General features: G+C 69.9%; 20 protein-coding genes, 1 tRNA gene and 1 pseudogene. 9 read left to right on the forward strand and 13 right to left on the reverse strand.

Translation table 11 applies throughout. From position 1 onward, the window contains the following. The first annotated feature begins 102 nt into the window (after positions 1-102). Complete coding sequence (locus QMK28_RS26200) at positions 103-876, forward strand: hypothetical protein (RefSeq protein WP_326442058.1); 774 nt, start codon at positions 103-105, stop codon at positions 874-876. Between the two features lie 177 nt (positions 877-1053). On the opposite strand, the pseudogene QMK28_RS26205 reads toward QMK28_RS26200, so the two are convergent. From QMK28_RS26205 to QMK28_RS26260, 11 genes and pseudogenes are all read right to left on the reverse strand, one after another. Beyond that, positions 1054-1221 (reverse strand): annotated as a pseudogene (locus tag QMK28_RS26205) (IS6 family transposase); the annotation flags it as partial. Between the two features lie 466 nt (positions 1222-1687). Continuing rightward, complete coding sequence (locus QMK28_RS26210; protein ID WP_326442059.1) at positions 1688-2131, reverse strand: hypothetical protein; 444 nt, start codon at positions 2129-2131, stop codon at positions 1688-1690. 83 nt (positions 2132-2214) lie between these two features. Then, positions 2215-3939: a relaxase/mobilization nuclease domain-containing protein gene (locus tag QMK28_RS26215; protein ID WP_326442060.1), complete on the reverse strand. Its 1725-nt coding sequence runs from the start codon at positions 3937-3939 to the stop codon at positions 2215-2217. Positions 3940-3949: 10 nt separating this feature from the next. Next, the gene (gene mobC, locus QMK28_RS26220) at positions 3950-4279 is read right to left on the reverse strand and encodes a plasmid mobilization relaxosome protein MobC (protein WP_326442061.1); all 330 of its coding nucleotides are present in this window, start codon (positions 4277-4279) and stop codon (positions 3950-3952) included. A gap of 296 nt (positions 4280-4575) precedes the next feature. Further along, positions 4576-4812: a hypothetical protein gene (locus QMK28_RS26225; protein WP_326442062.1), complete on the reverse strand. Its 237-nt coding sequence runs from the start codon at positions 4810-4812 to the stop codon at positions 4576-4578. Positions 4813-4912: 100 nt separating this feature from the next. Beyond that, complete coding sequence (locus QMK28_RS26230; protein ID WP_326442063.1) at positions 4913-5104, reverse strand: hypothetical protein; 192 nt, start codon at positions 5102-5104, stop codon at positions 4913-4915. Further along, positions 5101-5586, reverse strand: coding sequence for a hypothetical protein (locus tag QMK28_RS26235; protein ID WP_326442077.1), 486 nt, complete (start codon positions 5584-5586; stop codon positions 5101-5103). The genes QMK28_RS26230 and QMK28_RS26235 overlap by 4 nt, the downstream gene beginning before the upstream one ends. Positions 5587-6646: 1060 nt before the next feature. Beyond that, positions 6647-7009: a DUF6415 family natural product biosynthesis protein gene (locus QMK28_RS26245; RefSeq protein ID WP_326442064.1), complete on the reverse strand. Its 363-nt coding sequence runs from the start codon at positions 7007-7009 to the stop codon at positions 6647-6649. Beyond that, the gene (locus QMK28_RS26250; RefSeq protein WP_326442065.1) at positions 7006-7698 is read right to left on the reverse strand and encodes a DUF6415 family natural product biosynthesis protein; all 693 of its coding nucleotides are present in this window, start codon (positions 7696-7698) and stop codon (positions 7006-7008) included. Before QMK28_RS26250 ends, QMK28_RS26245 begins: the two co-directional genes overlap by 4 nt. A 59-nt stretch (positions 7699-7757) precedes the next feature. Continuing rightward, positions 7758-8207: a hypothetical protein gene (locus tag QMK28_RS26255; protein WP_326442066.1), complete on the reverse strand. Its 450-nt coding sequence runs from the start codon at positions 8205-8207 to the stop codon at positions 7758-7760. Further along, on the reverse strand, positions 8204-8662 hold the full coding sequence (locus QMK28_RS26260; RefSeq protein ID WP_326442067.1) for a hypothetical protein: 459 nt from the start codon (positions 8660-8662) through the stop codon (positions 8204-8206). The genes QMK28_RS26255 and QMK28_RS26260 overlap by 4 nt, the downstream gene beginning before the upstream one ends. 262 nt (positions 8663-8924) lie before the next feature. Here QMK28_RS26260 and QMK28_RS26265 point away from each other — a divergent pair, with 262 nt between their 5' ends. Together QMK28_RS26265 and QMK28_RS26270 are read left to right on the forward strand one after the other, a co-directional pair. Then, entirely contained in the window at positions 8925-10298 is a 1374-nt protein-coding gene (locus QMK28_RS26265) for a hypothetical protein (RefSeq protein ID WP_326442068.1), read from the forward strand. After that, on the forward strand, positions 10295-11158 hold the full coding sequence (locus tag QMK28_RS26270; protein WP_326442069.1) for an NAD(P)-dependent oxidoreductase: 864 nt from the start codon (positions 10295-10297) through the stop codon (positions 11156-11158). Before QMK28_RS26265 ends, QMK28_RS26270 begins: the two co-directional genes overlap by 4 nt. 393 nt (positions 11159-11551) lie before the next feature. On the opposite strand, the gene QMK28_RS26275 is transcribed toward QMK28_RS26270, so the two are convergent. Further along, entirely contained in the window at positions 11552-12172 is a 621-nt protein-coding gene (locus QMK28_RS26275; RefSeq protein WP_326442070.1) for a TetR/AcrR family transcriptional regulator, read from the reverse strand. Positions 12173-12284: 112 nt separating this feature from the next. On the opposite strand from QMK28_RS26275, the gene QMK28_RS26280 reads away from it, so the two are divergent. The 5 genes from QMK28_RS26280 to QMK28_RS26295 all read left to right on the forward strand — a co-directional run bounded on the left by QMK28_RS26280 (position 12285) and on the right by QMK28_RS26295 (position 16604). After that, on the forward strand, positions 12285-12935 hold the full coding sequence (locus QMK28_RS26280; RefSeq protein WP_326442071.1) for an FAD-dependent monooxygenase: 651 nt from the start codon (positions 12285-12287) through the stop codon (positions 12933-12935). 368 nt (positions 12936-13303) lie between these two features. Further along, positions 13304-13582, forward strand: coding sequence for a hypothetical protein (locus QMK28_RS26285; protein ID WP_326442072.1), 279 nt, complete (start codon positions 13304-13306; stop codon positions 13580-13582). 296 nt (positions 13583-13878) lie between these two features. Next, positions 13879-14217, forward strand: coding sequence for a DUF317 domain-containing protein (locus tag QMK28_RS34380; RefSeq protein WP_443050826.1), 339 nt, complete (start codon positions 13879-13881; stop codon positions 14215-14217). 810 nt (positions 14218-15027) lie between these two features. Continuing rightward, positions 15028-15228 carry a helix-turn-helix transcriptional regulator gene (locus QMK28_RS26290; RefSeq protein ID WP_326442073.1) on the forward strand — a complete coding sequence of 67 codons (201 nt, stop codon included), beginning with the start codon at positions 15028-15030 and terminating at the stop codon, positions 15226-15228. Then, positions 15228-16604 (forward strand): tyrosine-type recombinase/integrase, encoded by a 1377-nt coding sequence (locus QMK28_RS26295; protein ID WP_326442074.1) that lies wholly within the window; start codon positions 15228-15230, stop codon positions 16602-16604. Before QMK28_RS26290 ends, QMK28_RS26295 begins: the two co-directional genes overlap by 1 nt. Before the next feature lie 244 nt (positions 16605-16848). Here QMK28_RS26295 and QMK28_RS26300 read toward each other — a convergent pair. Then, positions 16849-16924: transfer RNA gene (locus tag QMK28_RS26300), tRNA-Arg, on the reverse strand. Positions 16925-17309: 385 nt separating this feature from the next. On the opposite strand from QMK28_RS26300, the gene QMK28_RS26305 reads away from it, so the two are divergent. After that, a partial coding sequence (locus QMK28_RS26305) for a GTPase domain-containing protein (protein ID WP_326442076.1) occupies positions 17310-18688 on the forward strand: 1379 nt, incomplete at its 3' end.

An 18688-nucleotide genomic window follows, 5' to 3' on the forward strand; every position in this document is an offset into this window, starting at 1 on the left:
GATAAGTCACCTTAAGTGAAGATCGAACGAGGTGTCGAATTGGGGGGTATCCTGTGCATCTGCCCCGCAAGGGATGTGCCAGCCGACTGAACGGAGCGAGGAGTGACCAGGGTTGACCGATATGCGCCATCGGGCGGGGTGGGCGGGCTGCTGGCCGTGGCGGCGGCGCTCCTTGCGACGTCGTGCTCCGCGGGCAACCCCGGGCATGAGGCGTCGGCATCTCCATCGCCAACCAGCCGTGCAAACGCGATAGAACGGACGCCAAAGGATGATCCAAACCTTTTGGCGGGGTTCCGGTCATGGCTGAGATCGAACAGTACGGCCCGCGATGGCAACCTGGCAGACCACGCACTGGCCATCGCTCTCGACTGCACCAGCGAGCAGGGATGCGCAGCCCAGGTCCTCACCGATTACGGACCATGGGGCGGGGCGGAGAGTGAAGTCAGGCCCCTCGCACGGGCGTTCAAGGAATGGTGGGACGATGACCCGGCAGCCGGCGCGGCTTACTTTCTGAGCCAGGGTGGCACGACGGTAAAGGAAGCCCCGCTCTACAGCGGAGACGAACCGACGAACCTCCTCACCGAATTCCGCTCGTGGACCAGCAAGAACGTCCCAAGCGGCAGCAGCCTCGCCTCGCGCATCACATCACTCAGCATCGGGTACGGGGCGCGCGGACCGGGCGCCGCGACGGTGTCAACGAACTACCTCACCTACAAGGATCCGCGAACACAGGAGCATCTCAACGCCATTGCCGATGCATTCGCCACCTGGTGGGACGACGACGCAGCCGCCGGCAATGTCGTCGTGAACAGTCATGATCAAGGGACCCATGCCCAGAAGAAATTGACGACCTCTGACTGCAACGTAATTTCGTGATGTCGGGCAGCCGTCCATGACCAGGCCGGTGTCGGCAAGGCATCCGTCGAGCCGGTCCGGGCAGCACTGGCTCTGCTTGAGCCTGCGCTTGACGGCTCCAGGCCGTTGACAGGTTGAGTGGGTCGTCGGGGGTGTGATCCGGTGCGGGACGTGTCTGGCCGTGGTGGTGACGGAGACTCAGGCTGTTGCGGGCAGGCCGACGGTGCCGGTGATCTGGTCCCAGATCGCGAAGCGGATGATCATCTGGGTGCGGTGCTCAGTTGCCGTCATGAGGTGGCGTCGGGGTCGGAAGCGGGGTGAGATACCGCTGAACGCGGCCAGGAACCGTTGCGCTGCCCCCTCGGAAGCTGCGGGGCATCGTCACGTGGTGCACCCGATCAGCCGTTGGCACGGGCCGTGTCGATGGCCTTGTCCAGCTGGCGTCCACCCGGGCCGGGTGAGCCGGAGACGACCACCAGCAACGTGCCAGCGCGCACGGCCACCTGCTCGACGACGCTGCCCCACCCATCGGCGGTGCGAACGTCAGCAGCTGCGGCGTTCGGCAGCGGCTCCCGCAGCTGGGCGGAGGACAGCGGCGTGGCCGGCTTGGGCTCCTGCCGGGGACCGGCGGAGGAACCGGAGACGGAGGACGGTCCCTCGCTGTTCGCAGCGGCCGTGGTGTGGTCGGAGCAGCTGGTCAGGGTGAGGGTGCAGAGCGGGGGGCGGGCAGGGTGGTGGAGTGCGGGCCCATGGAAGATCTCCTGGGGTTGGCGCGGCAGGGCTGACAGCTGAACCGGATGTTGTTCTTCCGTTTCAGCGGGCGGGGGAGTGGTCAGTGGCCGAGCGCTTTCAGCCCGTCTCCGAGGGTGTTGTGGAGGCTGGTGAGGGGGCCGCTGTTGCGGTTGTACCAGGCGGCGTCGAGCTGGGGTTCGTACGTCTCGTGCCCCTGGGGGCAGCGCAGCCAGACGTTCTCGCGCATGATGCACACCACCCAGGTCCGGTACGCGGCGCATTGGGGGCAGGTGCGGACTTCGCCCGCGACGACCAGCGGCTCGTCGTAGCGCATCATCAGCCCGGCCAGGTCCTCGCGGGTCGGCAGCCGCAAGTCCCAAGGCAGAAAATCCTCCTCCCCGGCCGGCGCCGACGCGGCGGGCTCCGGGACGGCCTGGGGATCGGGCAGGGGCGGCACCAGGCGCGCGGCCCACATCAGGTCCTCGTACGCACGTCGTTCGTCTCGTTCGGCTTGTTCGTTACGTGCGCGTGTGCGCCGGAACATGCGGTCTCCTTCGCCTTCGTCCTGTGGGCCACCTCGATCGTCTCCCACGGTCCGGCCTCGTTCTACTCACGAATTCCTGAACGTCACCGGCCCCGGCGGCGGCCCTCCCGCTGCCCCTGGACCGGGGCGGACGGCCGCGCCCGCGACGGCTTCGCACGGTCCGCGGCGGGGGTGGTGGTGGGGTCGGCGGGCAGGTGGGCCAGGCGGCGCAGTCGCCATACGAGTACGTCGCTGACCGAGCCGGCGGTGTCCGTCTCGCGGCGGGCGGCGGCCTCGGCCAGCAGCGCCGCGGGCTGGTGTCCGGCCGTCTCCGCCTCGGCGAGGGTGCTGGCGAGGGCGTCCCAGCCGGGTTCGGCCAGCACCTGCTCGGCCAGCTCCGGCACCGCCTCCCGCAGCACCGCCGCCTGCCGTTGACGCAGGGGTCGGGGGAGTTGTCGGCCCCGCTGGCGCAGTGCGCTCATCGGGGGCCCGGCGGCGTGCTGGTAGGCGGCGCGCAGGTGCTCGGCGGCCTGGCGGGCGGCGGCGGCCTGCTGGGCGTGGGTGTGTTTGCTGTGCCATTGGGCGGCGGCGAGGGCGAGGAAGAACAGCATGTCGATGACCATCGCGGTGGTGGCTCCGTCCTCTCCGCGGCCGAGCGCGGGGCCGCTGTGGACGAGGTCGCGGGCGGCTTGGCGCAGGGCGCTCTCGTGTCGGTGTTCGGCGCGGATGTGCGAGCGGGAGGCTCGCTCGAAGGCGGTGGCTGCCTCGCGTAGTTCGCGTCGGGTGTGGGCGGCGGAGGTTGTGGCGAGCGCGTCGAGGACTTCCCCGGCCGCGGCGAGCTGGGCGGCGACTGCCCCGTCGTCGCCGTGGTCGATGATCAGTACCGCCGCCCACACCGCCTGTGTGGCCGAGCGCCGGGCGGACGCCGGACCGCGCGCCGGCCGTTCCGTGGTCCGCTCCTCGCGGCCGTCCCCGGCCTGCGCTGCTTGCGCACTGTCGGTGAAGCGTTCGCGGATCCGGGGCAGCGAGAGGTCGGGGGCGAGTTTGGAGCCGGAGTAGAACACCGGCTGGCCGTCCTTGTTGCGGTCGTCGGGCAGCGCGACGGTGTAGCCGAGCAGGTCGCCGGAGGGCGCGGTCCGCCGGCGCACCAGCAGCCCGGCGGCGGCGAGCCGGGTGAAGAACTCGGCCTCGCCCTGTGCGCCGGCGACGGCCCGGCGGGCTGTCTCGCGCAGTTCCTCGCGCGGGGTGCGTTCGCGCTGCTGGCGCTGGGCCTTGTGGCGTTCGGCGCTGGTGGGGCGCTGGGCGGCGGTGCCGTCGCCGGTGTTGAGGCGGCGCAGGCCGAGGTCGGCTTCGAGCAGGCGGGCTTCGGTCTGGGAGCGGGCGGCGTCGCGGTGCAGGTCGGGTTTGTAGCCGTCTTCGCGCACGAGGGTGGCGATGATGTGGATGTGGTCGTCGGCGTGCCGTACGGCCGCCCAGCGGCACCCGGCACCGTCCGCGGGGTCGTCGATGCCGGCGGCGGCGACCAGACGGCGGGCGGCGTCCGCCCATTCGGCGTCGCTCAGGATGCGGTCCTCGGCCGCGTTGCGCACCGACAGATGCCACACGTGCCGAGCGGGCCGGCGGGCCGCGTCGATGTTGTCGAGGGGCTGGTCGAGCAGCCGCTGAAGCTGCTGGAGGGTCGCTTGCGGGTCACGGCCGGGGTCGGGCGCGTTGCTGTCCCAGGACGCCACCAGGTGCGGGTCGAGGTGCTCCTCGCTCAGCCCCGGCCCGTACAGGTAGTGCAGCAGTCCGACGGTGCGCGTGCCGCGCTGGTGAATCCGGGGAATCACGCCGGGGCCCCTAGGCTCGGTCGAGCAGCTGGCAGGTGGCGTCCTGAACGCGGTGCACCGCGCGCTGGACCGCGCCGATGACGGCGTCGAGCTCCACGGGCTGCCCACCGGTGTTGAGAGCGCGGGCCACCTGATTGAGGTTGTTGCCGACCTGCCCCAGGTGACGACGGGCCGCGAACAGCTCCGACACCAGCTCCCGCCGACCGGCGATAGCCGCCGCCGTGTCGTCCAGATCCCCTGCGGCGACGAGCCCACTGCGGGCCAGGAACGCCGGCAGACTGGTACGGGCACCCTGGGCGGCGGCGCTGAGCAGCGCCTGCTCATCGTCGTTCAGACGCACACTGCACACATGAACACGCTTGTCAGCAGGCGGCTTCGGCGAGCGCTTACGCGAACGCGACTGCGCAGCACGACGCTTACACGACTGCTGCTCCGCCGGCTGCGCTCCGCCTGCGGGTGCTGCTTCCCGGACCAGTGCCCCCCGGCGCTGGTCCGCCCCCGCCACCCCCGGGGCGGGTTCTGGCCCAGGCGCCTTCCCCGACGGGGAAGAGCGTCTTGGCCGATAACTTGCTCGCGTTGAGGCCGAGTTGATGTCTCCGCCGGCCTGGCCGTGGGTGGGTGCGTCGTGTGGGTGCGTCATCGGGTGCGGGGCTCCTGGGTGCGGGTCTGGTGCTGGATGCGGGCGGCGAGGGCGACCACGGCGCTCGGTCCGCTCAGCAGGTGGACCGGGCCGTCGGGGTGGTGTTGGACGAGCCACTGGCCGCTCGGGGTGGCGATGGCCGCGTGGAGCAGTCCGAAGCGGACGAGGACGTCGGCCCAGACGCTGGCTTGGGCTTCACTCGCCGCCCGGAGGCGGGGTCGGGAGGTCTTCATCCGGGAACTCCGTTACGGGGGCGGGGCGGTCGGCGGGTGCGGGCCGCCGCCCGGGGGAGTGGACGGGATGGCCGGCGCGGGCCTGCGGCTCAGGTGGTTCTCAGCCGCATTCGCGGCAGCGTTCGAAGTGCCGGCCCAGTGCGGTGGCCATGCGCTGGCGTGAGCCGAGAGCCTGGGCGCGGCTGACCTTCGCGGAGGTCTCGCCCTGATGACGTTCGGCGTGGTTGCGCAGGAAGGCAGTGTCCTGCTCGAAGCCGGACTTGATGCGGGCGAAGCGGTGGCAGGTTTTCATAGCGCCTTCTTCTGGGGACGGGGCAGCCGGGCGAGCGCAGCGTCCCGGTAGAGGTGGTCCTGGAGTTCGCCGAACCGCTCGTTGCTGATCTGGATGCCGTGCTCGCGCAGGTAGGGCCGGATCGCCCTGCGGGTCAGGCGGCCTTCACGCAGGGCGCCTTGCCGGGCGAGGGCGACCAGCCGTTCCATCGGGACCGGTTCACTGCTCCCCGGGCCACTCTGGTCCGCAGCACCGGTGTTCGTGGTCCGCGGCTGGTCCGCGGGCTCGGTGGTCTGGTCCGCGGTGGTCTGGTCGGCCGAAGCTGCGGACCAGCTCGGGGCGGGTTGGTCCGCCGGGTGCGCGCTCTGGTCCGCGGCCGGGTTGGTCCGCTGGACTGCCGGTCCGCGCTCGTGGTCCGCGGTCCGCTCCTCGGCGGTCCGCCGGTCCTGGTCCGCAGGGGGCTCGGCCGTCGGTTGGGCGGCGTGGTCCGGACTGGTCCGCATCGTGGCCGTCGTCTGGTCCGCCGAGGCGTCAGGCCGCTGACCTGCGGACACGCTGGTCCGCAGCCGGATTGGTCCGCCGGTCCGCTGGTCCACGGTCGTGGTCCGCCGTGGGGGTGGTCCGCTGGTCCGCCCCCGTGGTGGTCCGCGTGTGCGCGGTGTCGCTGGTCCGGTCCGCAGCTTCGGTGGTCCGCCGGTCCGCTGGTCCGCTCTGCCGGTTGGTCCGGTCCGCGGCTTTGATGGTCCGCCGGAGCGGCGGTCTGCTCCGCGGCCAGGTTCGTCCGCTGGTCCGCCGGTCGGCTCTCGCGGTGGGTCCGGTGCCGCTCCGCGGTGTCGTTGGTCCGGTCCGCACGTGCGGTGGTCCGCGCGTGCTCGGTGTCGTTGGTCTGGTCCGCGGGGTGGGTGGTCCGTTGGTCGGCGGCTGGGTGGGGCCGTGCCGGGTTCGGGGGGTGGTGGCGGGTGATGAGGATGTACAGGTGGACGGCGCCGGCGAGGGCGAGCGGGGCGAGGGTGGACAGGACGGCAGAGATCTGGAGGGTGCTGTCGCTGCGTGCGGGCCGGGGCAGTTGCTCGCAGCAGTAGGCGGCGTGGACCATGCCGGCCCGGTCGCGGAGGCCGAGTTTGTCGGCGACCCGCCGCAGGTGGCTGTGGACCGTGTAAATCGTGACCGATCGGGCCCGCGCCAGTTGGTCGTGGGTGTCCCCGCGTGCTATCCCCGCGAGCAGGACGTGCTCGCTCTCGGTGAGGGGAGGAATGAAGGGCTGGTCAGCCACGATCGGTCCTTTCGCGTGCCGCGGGACTGCGAGGAGCGCTCTCCGCCGAGTGGTTCGGGCCGGGGTCCGGGGCCGGGTCTTCTCGGCGGAGGGCCTGACCCCGTCCCCGAGCGCAGGCGCAGGGCGCAACCGCGGCTCGGAGACGGGCGTTTGTTGTTATCTGGTCAGTAACTTCATGGCGGTGGTTCCCACGATGCAGAGGCCCGGAGCCGCGATCACGACGGTGCCGAGGACTGCTCCCCAGTGACGACGCATCAGGCCGCAGGGACGCGGCTCGCTGCGGGGCCGCTTCACGCCTGCCCCGGACACTGGATCTCGCGAACCAGGGCCTCGACGGCACCGGCCAGGCTGATGGCGTGCACTGTCGCCGAGTGCAGTCCCGGACCGGGGCCGGAGTCCTGGACCCAAGCGGTGTGCTCGATCACTGCCTGGCAGCGCCGCTGCGCCGGGCCGCCCTGCGGGAGCGCGGCGCAGCGGCGCTCCGCGTACGAGGAGAGGGCGGCGGCGAACTGGCCGAGCAGGCCGGTAACTTGCGCCAGTTCTTCGGAGCGCGGATAGAAGGGGGCACGCCAACTGCGGGCCACCGCGATGAGGGTCCGGACGCGGTACGGATCGATGGCGATAGCGGGGGAGGCGGGGGCGGTGGCATTCATCGGGATCCCTCCGTGCGGGCGCGCAGTGGGCCGAGGGGCGGGGCGAAGTAGGCCAGAAGAGCGCTCGCCGCGCGGGCGAGCGCCGTCATCCGCACGTTGGCGGCAACCACGCCCTCGGGTGAGGCCGCCGCCTCGTCCGCAAGCTGCCTGCGCGCCTGGTCGATCACGGCGGCCAGGTCCGCGGCGGGCCGGTAGTCGGCCATGCTGTGCAGGATCGGGATCAGTTCCATGAGCTGGCCCCTCAGGCGCATGATCAGCTCCGGCACCTGCCTCGGTCCCGGTGGGCTGCTGGATTCGTCCAGGACCTGATCGACGGTCTCGCCCATGTAGCTCAGGCGGTTCGGCAGACCGGTGGAGGGCCGCGTGGTTCCGGCGACCAGGTCGGCGAGCATGCGCTCCAGTCCGTCCGGGTCCATGTAGTGCCCGGAGCCGGGGGGCGTGGGCGTCCGCATCCACAAGAGGCTGGCCGGCTGGTCCGTGGGCACCGATGCGTGGTAAGGGGGCACGACCACGGACGATCCGGTCCCCAGGACGGCGGCGCCAGGCAGTTCACGCGATTCCAGACGGCCGGCGCGGACGAAGAAGTACACCCGCTTCCGCGTGCGGTCGCACAGCACTGGGCCTGCGGGTTCGTCGTAGTCCAGGCACGCCCGCCACAGAGGAACGGCGAGTCCGTGGGGCAGGCGCACGGCATCCCATTCCTCACCGGCTTCCACCGCACACGGCTCGTTGACCCGTAGTGATGCCATTACCACTGCACCTCCTGCGGTGCGCTCAGCGGTAGGCCGGGGCTCAGGGCGGTCAGTGTCCGATCGAGCAGGTCGGCGTCCACGAAGTGGCCGTCCCGGAAGCCGCGGACCCAGTAGTGGCCCGGCGGCCACCGGCGCTCCGAGGGCGGCAGGTCGCTCTTCGCGCTGCCGGCGAAGCACATGCCGTGCCCGCTCATCCACCTGCGGCTGGTGCCGGGCGGCACGAGCCACAGCAGCACGCACTCGTCCGGGTCCGCGATGACAGGACCGCAGCCGCCCGGTTGGACAGCGTCCATGTGCTCGACCAGATACAGGCCGGTCGCCCCGGCGGTCGTGACCACCACATCCCAGGGCCCGTCAGCGGCCGGCCGCACGGTGCCGTAGTCCAGCAGCTTCCAGAGGAGCGCGCCCAGCCGCTCGTCGAGCTCGCCGCTGCTCGGACTGGTCATCGGCCACCGACCTTTGCGACGATGCCGAGCGCTTTCGGACGGTCGCGGAAGCCACGGGGGATGCGTAGACGCACGGCGGCGAGCGAGGCCGGGGTGGCCACGAAAGCCCCTGTCGTGGCTTGCCACCGCGCGAGCGATTCCCTGTCCTCCGCGTAGTACCAGAGCATCGCCACGGACGGCGCGACGATGCCCGCCGCCTCACCGTCCTGGACGAATCCGAGCGCCCTCGGCAATTCGCACCGCTCCGCCTGGCAGCCCGTGACCAAGGCCCGGTCGAGGAACAAGGCGACCGGCGCCCAGCCCTGGTCCAGCGCGAACCGCTCGGTGGCTCGCAACGCCCTGCCGGGGTCGATGACGGTCGGCACGCAGGCGTACAGGACCACCCTCGCGCCCGCTGGCGCTACTTCGGGCGACGCCTCCTCGGGCGCCCGGGAGGTGGTCAGGATCGAGGCCATCGTGATGTCCCCTTGTCAGCCGCGGCAGCAGATCAACGGAAAGTGATTGGTAGCGCGTTTTCCGTGACGCTGGTGATGGAGCCGCAGTCTGTCGAGGCGACCGTGCCTTAACGAGTGTCCTAACGATGTCTTGTTTCGTCTTCTTCGGACTTGACCACGTCTTCTGGGTGCCTGACGGGTGGCAAGTGCCAACTCCACTGTTGGTCAGGAGGGTTAGTGTCTAGCGTTGAAGGCAGTGCAGTCACGAGCCCATGAGGTGGCCATGCAGCCGACGAACCTGACCCTCTTCCAGCTACTCATCAATGAACGTGGGTGGCAGGACTACGAAGCGTTCTTGCGGCGGTACGTGGAAGCAGCGCGAGAGTTGGCCGATCTCGAAGGGCCGACCGGGCTGCGCACTGCCGCGATTGAAAAGCGGCAGTTTCTGCGGTGGGCCCACGGTGAGATGAAAACGCTTCCCCGCACAGAGGCACGACGCATTCTGACGTACCTCTTCCGGCCCGTCCCGCTCGACAAGTTGTTCGCCGCTGCCTCCCGGACCGCTGCCCCGACGAACCTCGCCGCAGGCGATCCCGCAGAATACGAGGCAGGAGCGCAGATCGAATATGTGGCAGAGGATGTGGTGATGGCAGCGGCCAATGAATCGGCCAGCTTCGTGGCGAGGGCCGAGGTCAGCAACGTCGGCCCGCACACCATGGAGCAGTTGGAAGTCGATATACGGCGAATCGTGACTACCTATCCGAACCGCCCCGTTGGACCGCTATTTCAGGAAGTCCGGGATCTCCGGAATCGTTCCTTCGAACTGCTGGAAGGGCGGCAGCCCCCGCAGTTGACCCGGGACCTCTACGTCGCTGCGGGCGTGCTCTGCGGGATCCTGGCGAATGCCAGCTTCGATCTTGGGAAGTACGATGCGGCGGAGACCCAGGCCCGCACCGCATTCATGTGCGGCGAGCTCGCCGGGCACAACGGCCTCCGAGCATGGGTTCGCGGTTTGCAGGCGCTGATCACCTATTGGGATGGCCGTCCTGACGACTCTGTACGGCTCGCGGAAGCCGGCAGCAGGTTCATGCCCGAACAGGGGACGGCCCACATCCGTCTGATGAGCATCAAGGCACGCGCCCACGGACAGCTCAACCAGCCCGCCGACGCACTCGCTGCCCTCCTTGAGGCTGACACGATGCGTGAACAGCTCGGCGCAGGCGACGACCTCCCGGGCGGGATGATGGCCTTCCCCGTCGAGAAACAGCTCTTCTACGCCAGCAGCACGCACCTATGGCTCGGTGGCCGTCAACACCTTGGGGATGCCGAGGAAGCAGCCGACGAGGCCGTCACCATGTTCGAAGCCGCCGCGCCAGAGCAACGACGGCTCGGCGAGATGTCGCTGGCCCGTATGGACCTGGCAATGGCACGCATGGGCCGCGGAGACCTGGACGGCGCAGCACACCAGGTTCACGCCGTGTTGCAGGTCAACGCTCGCCGTGGCACGGAAAGCGTCAGGAAGAGGTTGGGGCACTTCACGCGAAACCTCGCCCTTCACCCTGGAGCCACGGAGCCGACTGCCATCGGGCTACGCGAAGCCCTCGCCGCCCACCAGGAACGGCACACTCTCGAACTCCCGTCCGGAGGTACCCGATGACAACCGTGACGCTGCTGCATCCCGGTTCGATGGGCGCGCCCTTGGCCGCCCAGGCAGTAGAAGCCGGCCACCGGGTTCTCTGGGTCTCCGACGACCGAAGCCACCGCACACACGGGCGTGCCGAGAAGGCTGGCTTCACCCCGTGCGAGTCACTGAACAAAGCCCTGGCAGCGAGTGAAGTGGTCCTGTCTGTCTGCCCACCCCAGGCAGCTGAAGATGTGGCCGGCGCCGTAGCCCAGCACGGGTTCGACGGCATCTATCTGGACGCGAACGCGATCAGCCCGCAGCGGATGCAGCGGATCGCAGCGAAGATGCCAGCCGACTGCTCTGTGCTGGATGGCGCGATCATCGGCCCGCCGCCGGCGGCGGGACGTACAGCCCGGCTCTACCTCGCTGGCGCCCTCAGCGCCATGGACGTGGCCAGCGGGCTGTTCGTGGGGACGTCTGTGCACGTCAGGGAAGCGGGAGCCGGAATCGGTGCGGCCTCCGCGCTCAAGATGTCGTTCGCCAGTTTCCAGAAGGCGGCGCGAACGCTCGCTGGCGTCTCGCACGCGCTCGCTGAGCAGCACGGCGTTGCCGACCTCCTCACCGAAGAAGCGAAAGCGATGACGTCCGAGATCCTCTCCGACCCGGAGTACTTGCCCAGCGTCGCCGCGCGTGCCTGGCGATGGGCACCCGAGATGGGTGAGGTCGCGGACGCTTTGCGTGGAGCGGCCCTCCCCGTAGAGATGGCCGAAGCGACGGCCTCCGTCCTGATGCGCTGGGAGCAGGACAAAGACCGAACGGATCTTCCACTGACCGTTGTGCTCTCCCATCTGCGGAGTGACGCTCCAGGCACAGCACAGCAGCGGCCGATGTGAATCCTTCTCCATGTCTTCGTGGTGGCCGGGTACATGCTTGATGGTGTCCCGCCCTGGCTACCGGCGCTGATGTTGGCAGGAGCGTCAGTTGCGAATCGTCACTGGGCTTCGGGGAAGTGCTGGAGGAAGGCGCGGAGACGGATCTCCTGCTGGTCGCAGTGCATGCGGCGGTACAGCACGTACGGCCAGAGCGCGGCTGCCGGGGATGGCGGCCGTCCCGCTGGGGGAGGGCCGGTCGGCAATCCGGTCCGTAGGGGCGGTGTGGTCGATGCCGCCGCAGCCCTCGAGCGCCGCCCCCATGACGGCCGTCACCAGCAGGAAAGTAGCCGACCGTTCGGACAGTAGCCGCTTACGGCACTCCCGCACGCCGAAGTGGCACCCGACCGGTCCGGATCACGGCCGGTGCGCGCGGACGATCAGATCGGCGCAGTCGCCGGCGATGGCGCGCCGACGGTCCGGGGAGAGGGGCAGCGTGCCGTATCCCGTCTCCACCCGCCCCTCGGTGACGAGCAGGTAGGCGAACTGCCGTGCGGTACGGGCGGGGTCGGGCACGACGAGCGTCCCGTCGAGGTCGCAGGTCCGGAAGTACGCCGCGATGTGACCATCGAGGGCCGGTGCGGCGGATCCCTTCCAGGTGCGCTGCAGCTGCGGGTGGTGGCTGATCTCGGCGACGGTGAGCCGGTGCAGCGCGGCCACCCGCGGCGAGAGCACCACGTCGAGGAGGCGCTCGCCGATCGCGGTCAGGTCCGCGAGGGGGCTGCCGTCGAAGCTGGCCAGGTTGTCCGGATCGCCGGAGCTGGCTGCCCTCGCCTCGTCCACCGCGGCGAGGAAGAGCCGTTCCTTGTCGCCGAAATGCCCGTACACGGTCTGCTTGCCGACCCCTGCCGCCGCCGCGATCGCGTCCACGCTCGTGCGGGCGTAGCCCTGGCTGGAGAAGACCTCGATGGCGGCGTCGAGGATGGACCGGCGTTTGACCGGTGAGCGCCGCGGGACCCGGCCGGCAGAACCAGTCATGGTCAGAACCTTCTCTCGTCAGATGAAGCGTCTCGCCCTAGTATCCATGAGACTGAACGGCCTAGTCTTATATTCGACTCGACTTCCCTCGATGGATGGGGATGGCACGACGGTGGATGCTGACGTGGTGGTGGTCGGGGCCGGTCCGGTGGGCCTCATGCTGGCCGCCGAGCTGCGGCTGGCAGGTGGCGCGCCGGTGGTTCTGGAACGGCTGGCCGAGCCGACGTCCGAGCCCAGGGCGCGCGGGGTGGGGCCATTGGCGGCCGAGGCGCTCGGGCGACGCGGTCTCGGCGCGCGGCTGACGGAATATCAGCCGAAGGCTCACGCCGACCGGACACGCGATCATGGCAGCGAGAAGGGCCACTTCGCCTGGATACACAAGATCGACCCGGCTCGGCAGGAAGAGCCGGAGCGCACAGGAGCGCTGATCTGGCAGCCGGATCTGGAGCGGATCCTCGGCGAGTATCTGGCCGGCCTCGGTGTACCGGTGCGGCGTGCGCACACGGTGACCGGAGTGGACCGGCAGAGCGACGGCATCACCGTGACCGTACGGACGCCCCAGGGGGAACGCCGGATCTCCGCGGCCTACCTGGTCGGCTGCGACGGGGGACGGTCCACGGTCCGCAAACTGACCGGGTTCGACTTCCCCGGCACACCGCCGACCATGACCGTGCGCCACGCGGCGGCCGACCTCGCGGACCCGGAGAAACTGCCGCCGTCGGGCCGTACCCCGACCGGCTCGCTGTTGATCGCCCACCGCTGACGCTCTCGCCGACGAGAGCGGTCTCGGCCGGCTGGTCCCGCGCGGTTGCACAGTCGTCCGGCTTCTCGCCGCTCCGCCGCGCAGAGCCGTCGCGGTGGGCTGGAAGACACGCCGCCGCAGGCGCTCCCCTGTCGGTCCGGGCCTACCAGCTGCACTCCGCGGCGCGGCTGCTTTCTTGGACCGGATCCGCCGTCTCCCCGATCGGCCTGGCGTTCGCCGTGCTCCACCTCGGCGGAAGGCCGACCGGCCTCGGCGCGCTGCTCGCGGCGGCGTGGCGCCGCAGATCCTGCTCCTGCTGGTCGGCGGCGTGGTCGCGGACCGGTGGTCGCGCGCCCGGGTGATGGTGTGGACGAACGCGGGTCTGCGGCTTGACGGAGGCCGCGGCGGCGGCGCTGCTGTGGTCCAGGGTGGCGCGGGTGTGGCATCTGGCGGCGATGGCGGCAGTCTGCGGCGCGGCGAGCGCCTTCTCCAACCCGGCAGGCGGGGTGCTGGTGGAGATCGTCCCGGCCGAGATTCGGCACAAGACGAATGCCCTGCTGAAGATCGGCCAGAACACGGTGAAGGCACGAGAGGCAGCGGCCTCGGTGGGTGCGGTGGGAGGTTCTCGGGGTTCCGTTTCGGGCTTTTGCGTCCGGATCCTCGGATGATTCATACGAGGATCCGGACGAAGGCTCTGCCGCCCGGAGTGAGATGTCTGCACTCGACCGCTCGGTGAAACGACGGTTGGTCGACCAACCTCTCGGAGGGCGTCCTGGACGCCGATCGGCAGGCTACCGACGGTAGTTCGCCCACGGCAGACGCGTATGGCGGCCAATGACTGGAAGACCCTCCGCGAACCATGTCAATGTACGGACCTCGCCAAAACCTGTAGGTCAGCGAAAGGATCCACGCCCATGCACTCCGTAGTCGCCACCTCCGTCAACCGTTCGCGTATCCCGTGTCCGTGGATGCTCGGCTCAGGCTCCGGCCGCAGAGTCGTCGGCATGCTGCGGGCGGCGGGCTGGTCCGCGACCGCTCCCCCGGCCAACACCCACTGCGGCAGCCCCGCGGGCGTGCCTACGTTGGCTGGTTCCCCGAAACCCCGGACCACCACCGCGGTGGAACCGTCGGGCGCACCAGCGTCACCGGGGCCAGGCAACAGAACGGCTGGACGCAGACATTGAGCAGCTGCACACTCTCCGAGGCCGTTTCCGGATTCGTCGCTGAGCTCGTTGACCTGCCGGTGGGTGTCGACGGCTTACTGCTTGTCGCCGGAGTGCGAAACCTGGGCCCGGAAACTTGAACCACGGATATATCCTGTCAAGATCCCCGCTTGTATTTCCCGGATGTGCACCGTCCTTTTGGTTGGCCTCGGTGCGTTCAATACCTGAGCCGTTCACCGGCGTGCAGCTGACTGCCCCTTGCGCTGAGATCCCCCGGTGGCTGCGCGATAGAACTGTCCGCCGAGAAGGCACGCCAATGGTCACCACGACGTGGTGGGCGCTCGTCACATGTGTCGCGGCTTGTTCCGGAGCGGCGCTCCGCTGAGCCGCTCCGGAACGATGTCCGCGGACGCGACAACGCCCTTCGGCGGCCGGAGGCGACGGGGCTGCCCGTTGCTCGAATCGGAGAGTTGAGCCCTCCGGCCGCGCGCTCCAGCCCCGGGATCCGGACGGGCGCAGGAGAGTTGGGTCTTCTTTGGGGCGCGCCCTTTATAGCGGGAGATCCCCGGTTAGCCAAACCGGACTTTCTCACCACCATGGGTGTTGTCCGCACCGGCTGCGCTTGGCGGTGGAGCCCATGCGGACGCAGTGGACAACGTCGCGTGGATACCGAGTAGGAAACAGCAGGGCGGCGGATGACTGCTGCTGACCTGGAACGCAGCGTCTCCCTCGGCGGCATCATTTTCAAGCCGCCGGTCGCTGCTGGGCGCATCCGGCGGCGTTCTCCCGCCGGTGCTACCTGCTCGATGAGAAGGCGCGCGACGTCGCGCCGTGTGAGGAACACCCATGCGCCGATCCGTGATACCCCATGCCATTTTTTCCGCCCCCTGCGATATGCGAGGCACCGCGCCTCGCACGGTCCGGGCCTCCTCTGTCGCCGAGGTGCGGTCATGGCGCTGACCCTGACCCGCGGTGTGGACAAGCTGACGGTTGATGAGGTCTGCGCCGAGCTGCAGGTCGCTCGGTCCACCTTCTACGACTGGCGGCAGAAGAACCGTGGGCCCCGCTGCATCCGGCTGCCGAACGGCGCTCTTCGTATCCGTCGCCGCGACTTTGAGAATTGGCTTACCGATTGTGAGGACCGTTCCTGATGGACAGTTCGTTCGACGTCCGGATCTACGGAATCGAGACGAACAGGCGGGAGAAGGGGAGCAGCTACACCCTCCGGTGGAAGGTGGACAGCAGGAAGCACAGCAAGACCTACGCCACGAGCGCGCTCGCAGACGCCAGACGGTCGGAACTGATGACCGCTCTGAAGAAGGGCGAGTCTTTCAGCTCCGCCACGGGTCTCCCGAAATCCTTCGCATCCAAGTCGGCGGAGAAGAGCTGGTATGCGTTCGCCGTCGAGTACGTCGACTGGAAATGGACCCGCTCGTCAGGGAACAACCGCAAGATCATCGCCAAGGTGATGGCCACCGCGACCGTAGCCCTGCTTCGTACGCCCGCGACGCAGTTCGAGCCCGTCGAGGTGCGCACGGCCTTGCGCGAGTGGGCCTTCAACACCAAGAGGAGAGCGGCGGCGCCCGAGGACGTACGGGTCATCCTCGACTGGGTACAACGCAACACCCTGCCCATGAGCGCCTGGGAGAACTCGGAGAAGACCGAGCAGGTCATCCACGCCCTGGGGACACGGCTGGACGGGACCACGGTCGCGGCCAGCTCCGTCACCCGGAACCGCCGGATCATGAACCTCGTCATGGGGTACGCGATCAAGCACAAGATCTTGCGGACCAACCCGCTTCCCCAGGGCAAGGGCGAGAACACTGCTCCGAAGATCGCGCTGGCCATCGACAGACGGGCATTGCTGAACCCGCGGCAGGTCGCCAAGTTGCTGGATTGGATCGGAGCGCGAACGCGAGGGGGCCGGTGCTACCGGGCCTTCTTCGCGACCCTCTACTACGCGGGTCTCCGCCCCGAGGAAGCGGTCGCCCTACGAGTGAGCGACGTCATACTCCCTGAATCAGGATGGGGCGAATTCCTGGTCCATGAGGCGCAGCCCGAGGTCGGCAGCCAGTGGACGGACTCGGGGGAGGTCCACGAGGCGCGCCAGCTCAAGGGCCGGGCCGTGGGAGACACCCGCCTTGTGCCGGTGCACCCGTTGCTCGTCGCCATCCTGCGCGAACTCATCAAGGCGTACGAGCTGGGCCCCACGGACCTGCTCTTCCCCGGAGAGAAGGGGGGGATGCTCGCCGGATCGGTTTTCCGTCGCGTCTGGAGGAAGGCGCGCGAGGCGGTGCTCCCCGCGCACGAGTACGACTCGCCCCTCGGCAAGCGCGTGTATGACCTGCGTCATACGTGCCTGACGGCCTGGCTGAACGGCGGAATCCCGCAGCCCCAGGTAGCGGAGTGGGCGGGCAACAGCGTTCCCGTCCTGATGGCGATCTACGCCCGCTGCATATCCGGTCAGGCGGCGGACTACTTGCGGCGTGTGGAGCCGCTTCAGGCCCTTCCGGAGGCCGAGGTGTGACCGCCGGCCGACAGGGGGAACAACGGCCGGGGGCTGGCGGCCGGGCCGTCGGCGGTCCTGCCGCGGGAGGCTCTGGGCGAGGGATCCCATGGGACGCATGTGGGACAGCCAGCCGTAGAAACCCGCTTTCAACCGGTGCCAGCCGGACTCCTGGCTCCGGCGGAACCCTGGGGTCCGCTTCGTTCGGAACTTGCGGACACCATGTCTGACCTGCGAAAACTCAGGCCAGCTGACAGGATGTCAGTGGTGCCCCCGGCAGGACTCGAACCTGCGGCCAAGTGCTTAGAAGGCACCTGCTCTATCCACTGAGCTACGGGGGCCGGGTGGTGGCCGTGGTGGCCGGAGCCCCGCGGTGCCTGCGGTTCCGACCGTGCGGCCGGGGTGCCGGCTGCTGGGTTGGGCGGTTCCGTGACCTTGCCGGGGACAAGGATAGGGCTCCGGGTGCCTCGTCCTGGTTGCTTCACCTCCGTGACACGTTGTGGAGGTTCCGTGAAGCGGTCCCGATAATCGCAGGCAGGTACGAATTCTGCACCGCTTTTGGCGTCCCAGGAGGCGGGTGTTGTGTACTCGTTATGCCTGGGCCCCGTCCGTCGCGGGGGCTCCTTGTGTCACTGATGCTGATCTGAGCGGGTCTGTTCGGCGCGTACACAGGGCTATACGCTTCAAAAACCCAGCAAAATTGGGCATTCTTCGCATGTGGCGACCTTGGACGTACGGCCTCAATTGCTCGACGCACTGTCCGCACTGCGCGACCGTGTGGACGCCGCACGCTTTCCCCTGCCACTCCCAGGCGCCGCGCGGGCCCGCCGCACGCGTGTCGAACTACTGGCGCAGCTCGACGACTATCTGGTGCCCCGGCTGCGTACGCCCGAAGCCCCGCTGCTCGCCGTCATCGGCGGATCGACCGGGGCGGGGAAGTCGACGCTGGTCAATTCGCTCGTCGGCCGCCGCGTCAGCGAGGCCGGGGTGCTGCGCCCGACCACCCGGATGCCGGTGCTCGTGTGCCACCCCGACGACTACTGCTGGTTCGCGGGCCAGCGGGTGCTGCCGCAGCTCAGCCGGGTGTGGGTGCCGACCCAGGACGGGGCGTACGAGCAGGATGTGTACGAGCGCGGGGCGGCCGACGGCGCGGCCGACGGCGGCGCGTACGGCCAGGACGACGGGGCCGGCTTCGAGCCGGGCAGCGCCCCCGACAGCGGGCCGCCCGCGATGCGGATCGAGACGGACGACGCGCTGCCGCGCGGGCTCGCGCTGCTCGACGCGCCCGACATCGACTCGCTCGTCTCCCGCAACCGCGAACTCGCCGCCGAACTGATCTGCGCGGCCGACATCTGGGTGCTCGTGACCACCGCCGCGCGCTACGCGGACGCCGTTCCGTGGCACCTGCTGCGGACCGCCAAGGAGTATGACGTCACGCTCGTGACCGTCCTCGACCGGGTTCCGCACCAGATCGTCACGGACATCTCCGGCCGGTTCGCGGCGCTGCTCGAAAAGGCCGGGCTCGGCGACGTGCCCCGGTTCACCATCCCCGAACTCCCCGAGTCGGCGGGCGGCGGCAGCGGGCTGCTCCCCGCCACCGCCGTCGCCGCCCTGCGCGACTGGCTCGCGCTGCGCGCCGAGGACCCGGCCGCCCGCGCCGCCGCCGCGGGCCGCACCGCGGCCGGCGTGCTCGCCTCGCTGCGCTCCCGGATGCCCGCGCTGGCCGGCGCCTCCGCCGCCCAGCACGCGGCGGCGCTGCGCCTGACGCACATCGCCGACGAGGCGTACGACGAGGCCGCGGAGCGCGTCCGGCGGGAAGTCGCGGCGGGCGAGGTGCTCGCGGGCGACGCACTCGCCCACTGGCAGGGGCACCCCAAGGGCAGCGGCCCCGAGGAACTCCTCGACGCGCTCACCGACGGGCTCGGCGCGCTGCTGCGCTGCGCGGTCGCCGCCGCCGACGAGCGCATCACGGACGCCTGGCGCCGGGAGCCGGCCGCCGCGTCCAGCGGTCCGGGCGGCCCGTTGGGGCCCGTGGGCGCGGTGGGAGCCGCCGGGTTCGCCGGCGGGGGCGGGGGAGCGCCCGGGGGCGTCCCGGACGCGGAGAC

Origin of the sequence: Streptomyces sp. H27-D2, from assembly GCF_035828615.1 — a bacterium.
In the GTDB taxonomy this organism is placed as follows: Bacteria; Actinomycetota; Actinomycetes; order Streptomycetales; family Streptomycetaceae; genus Streptomyces.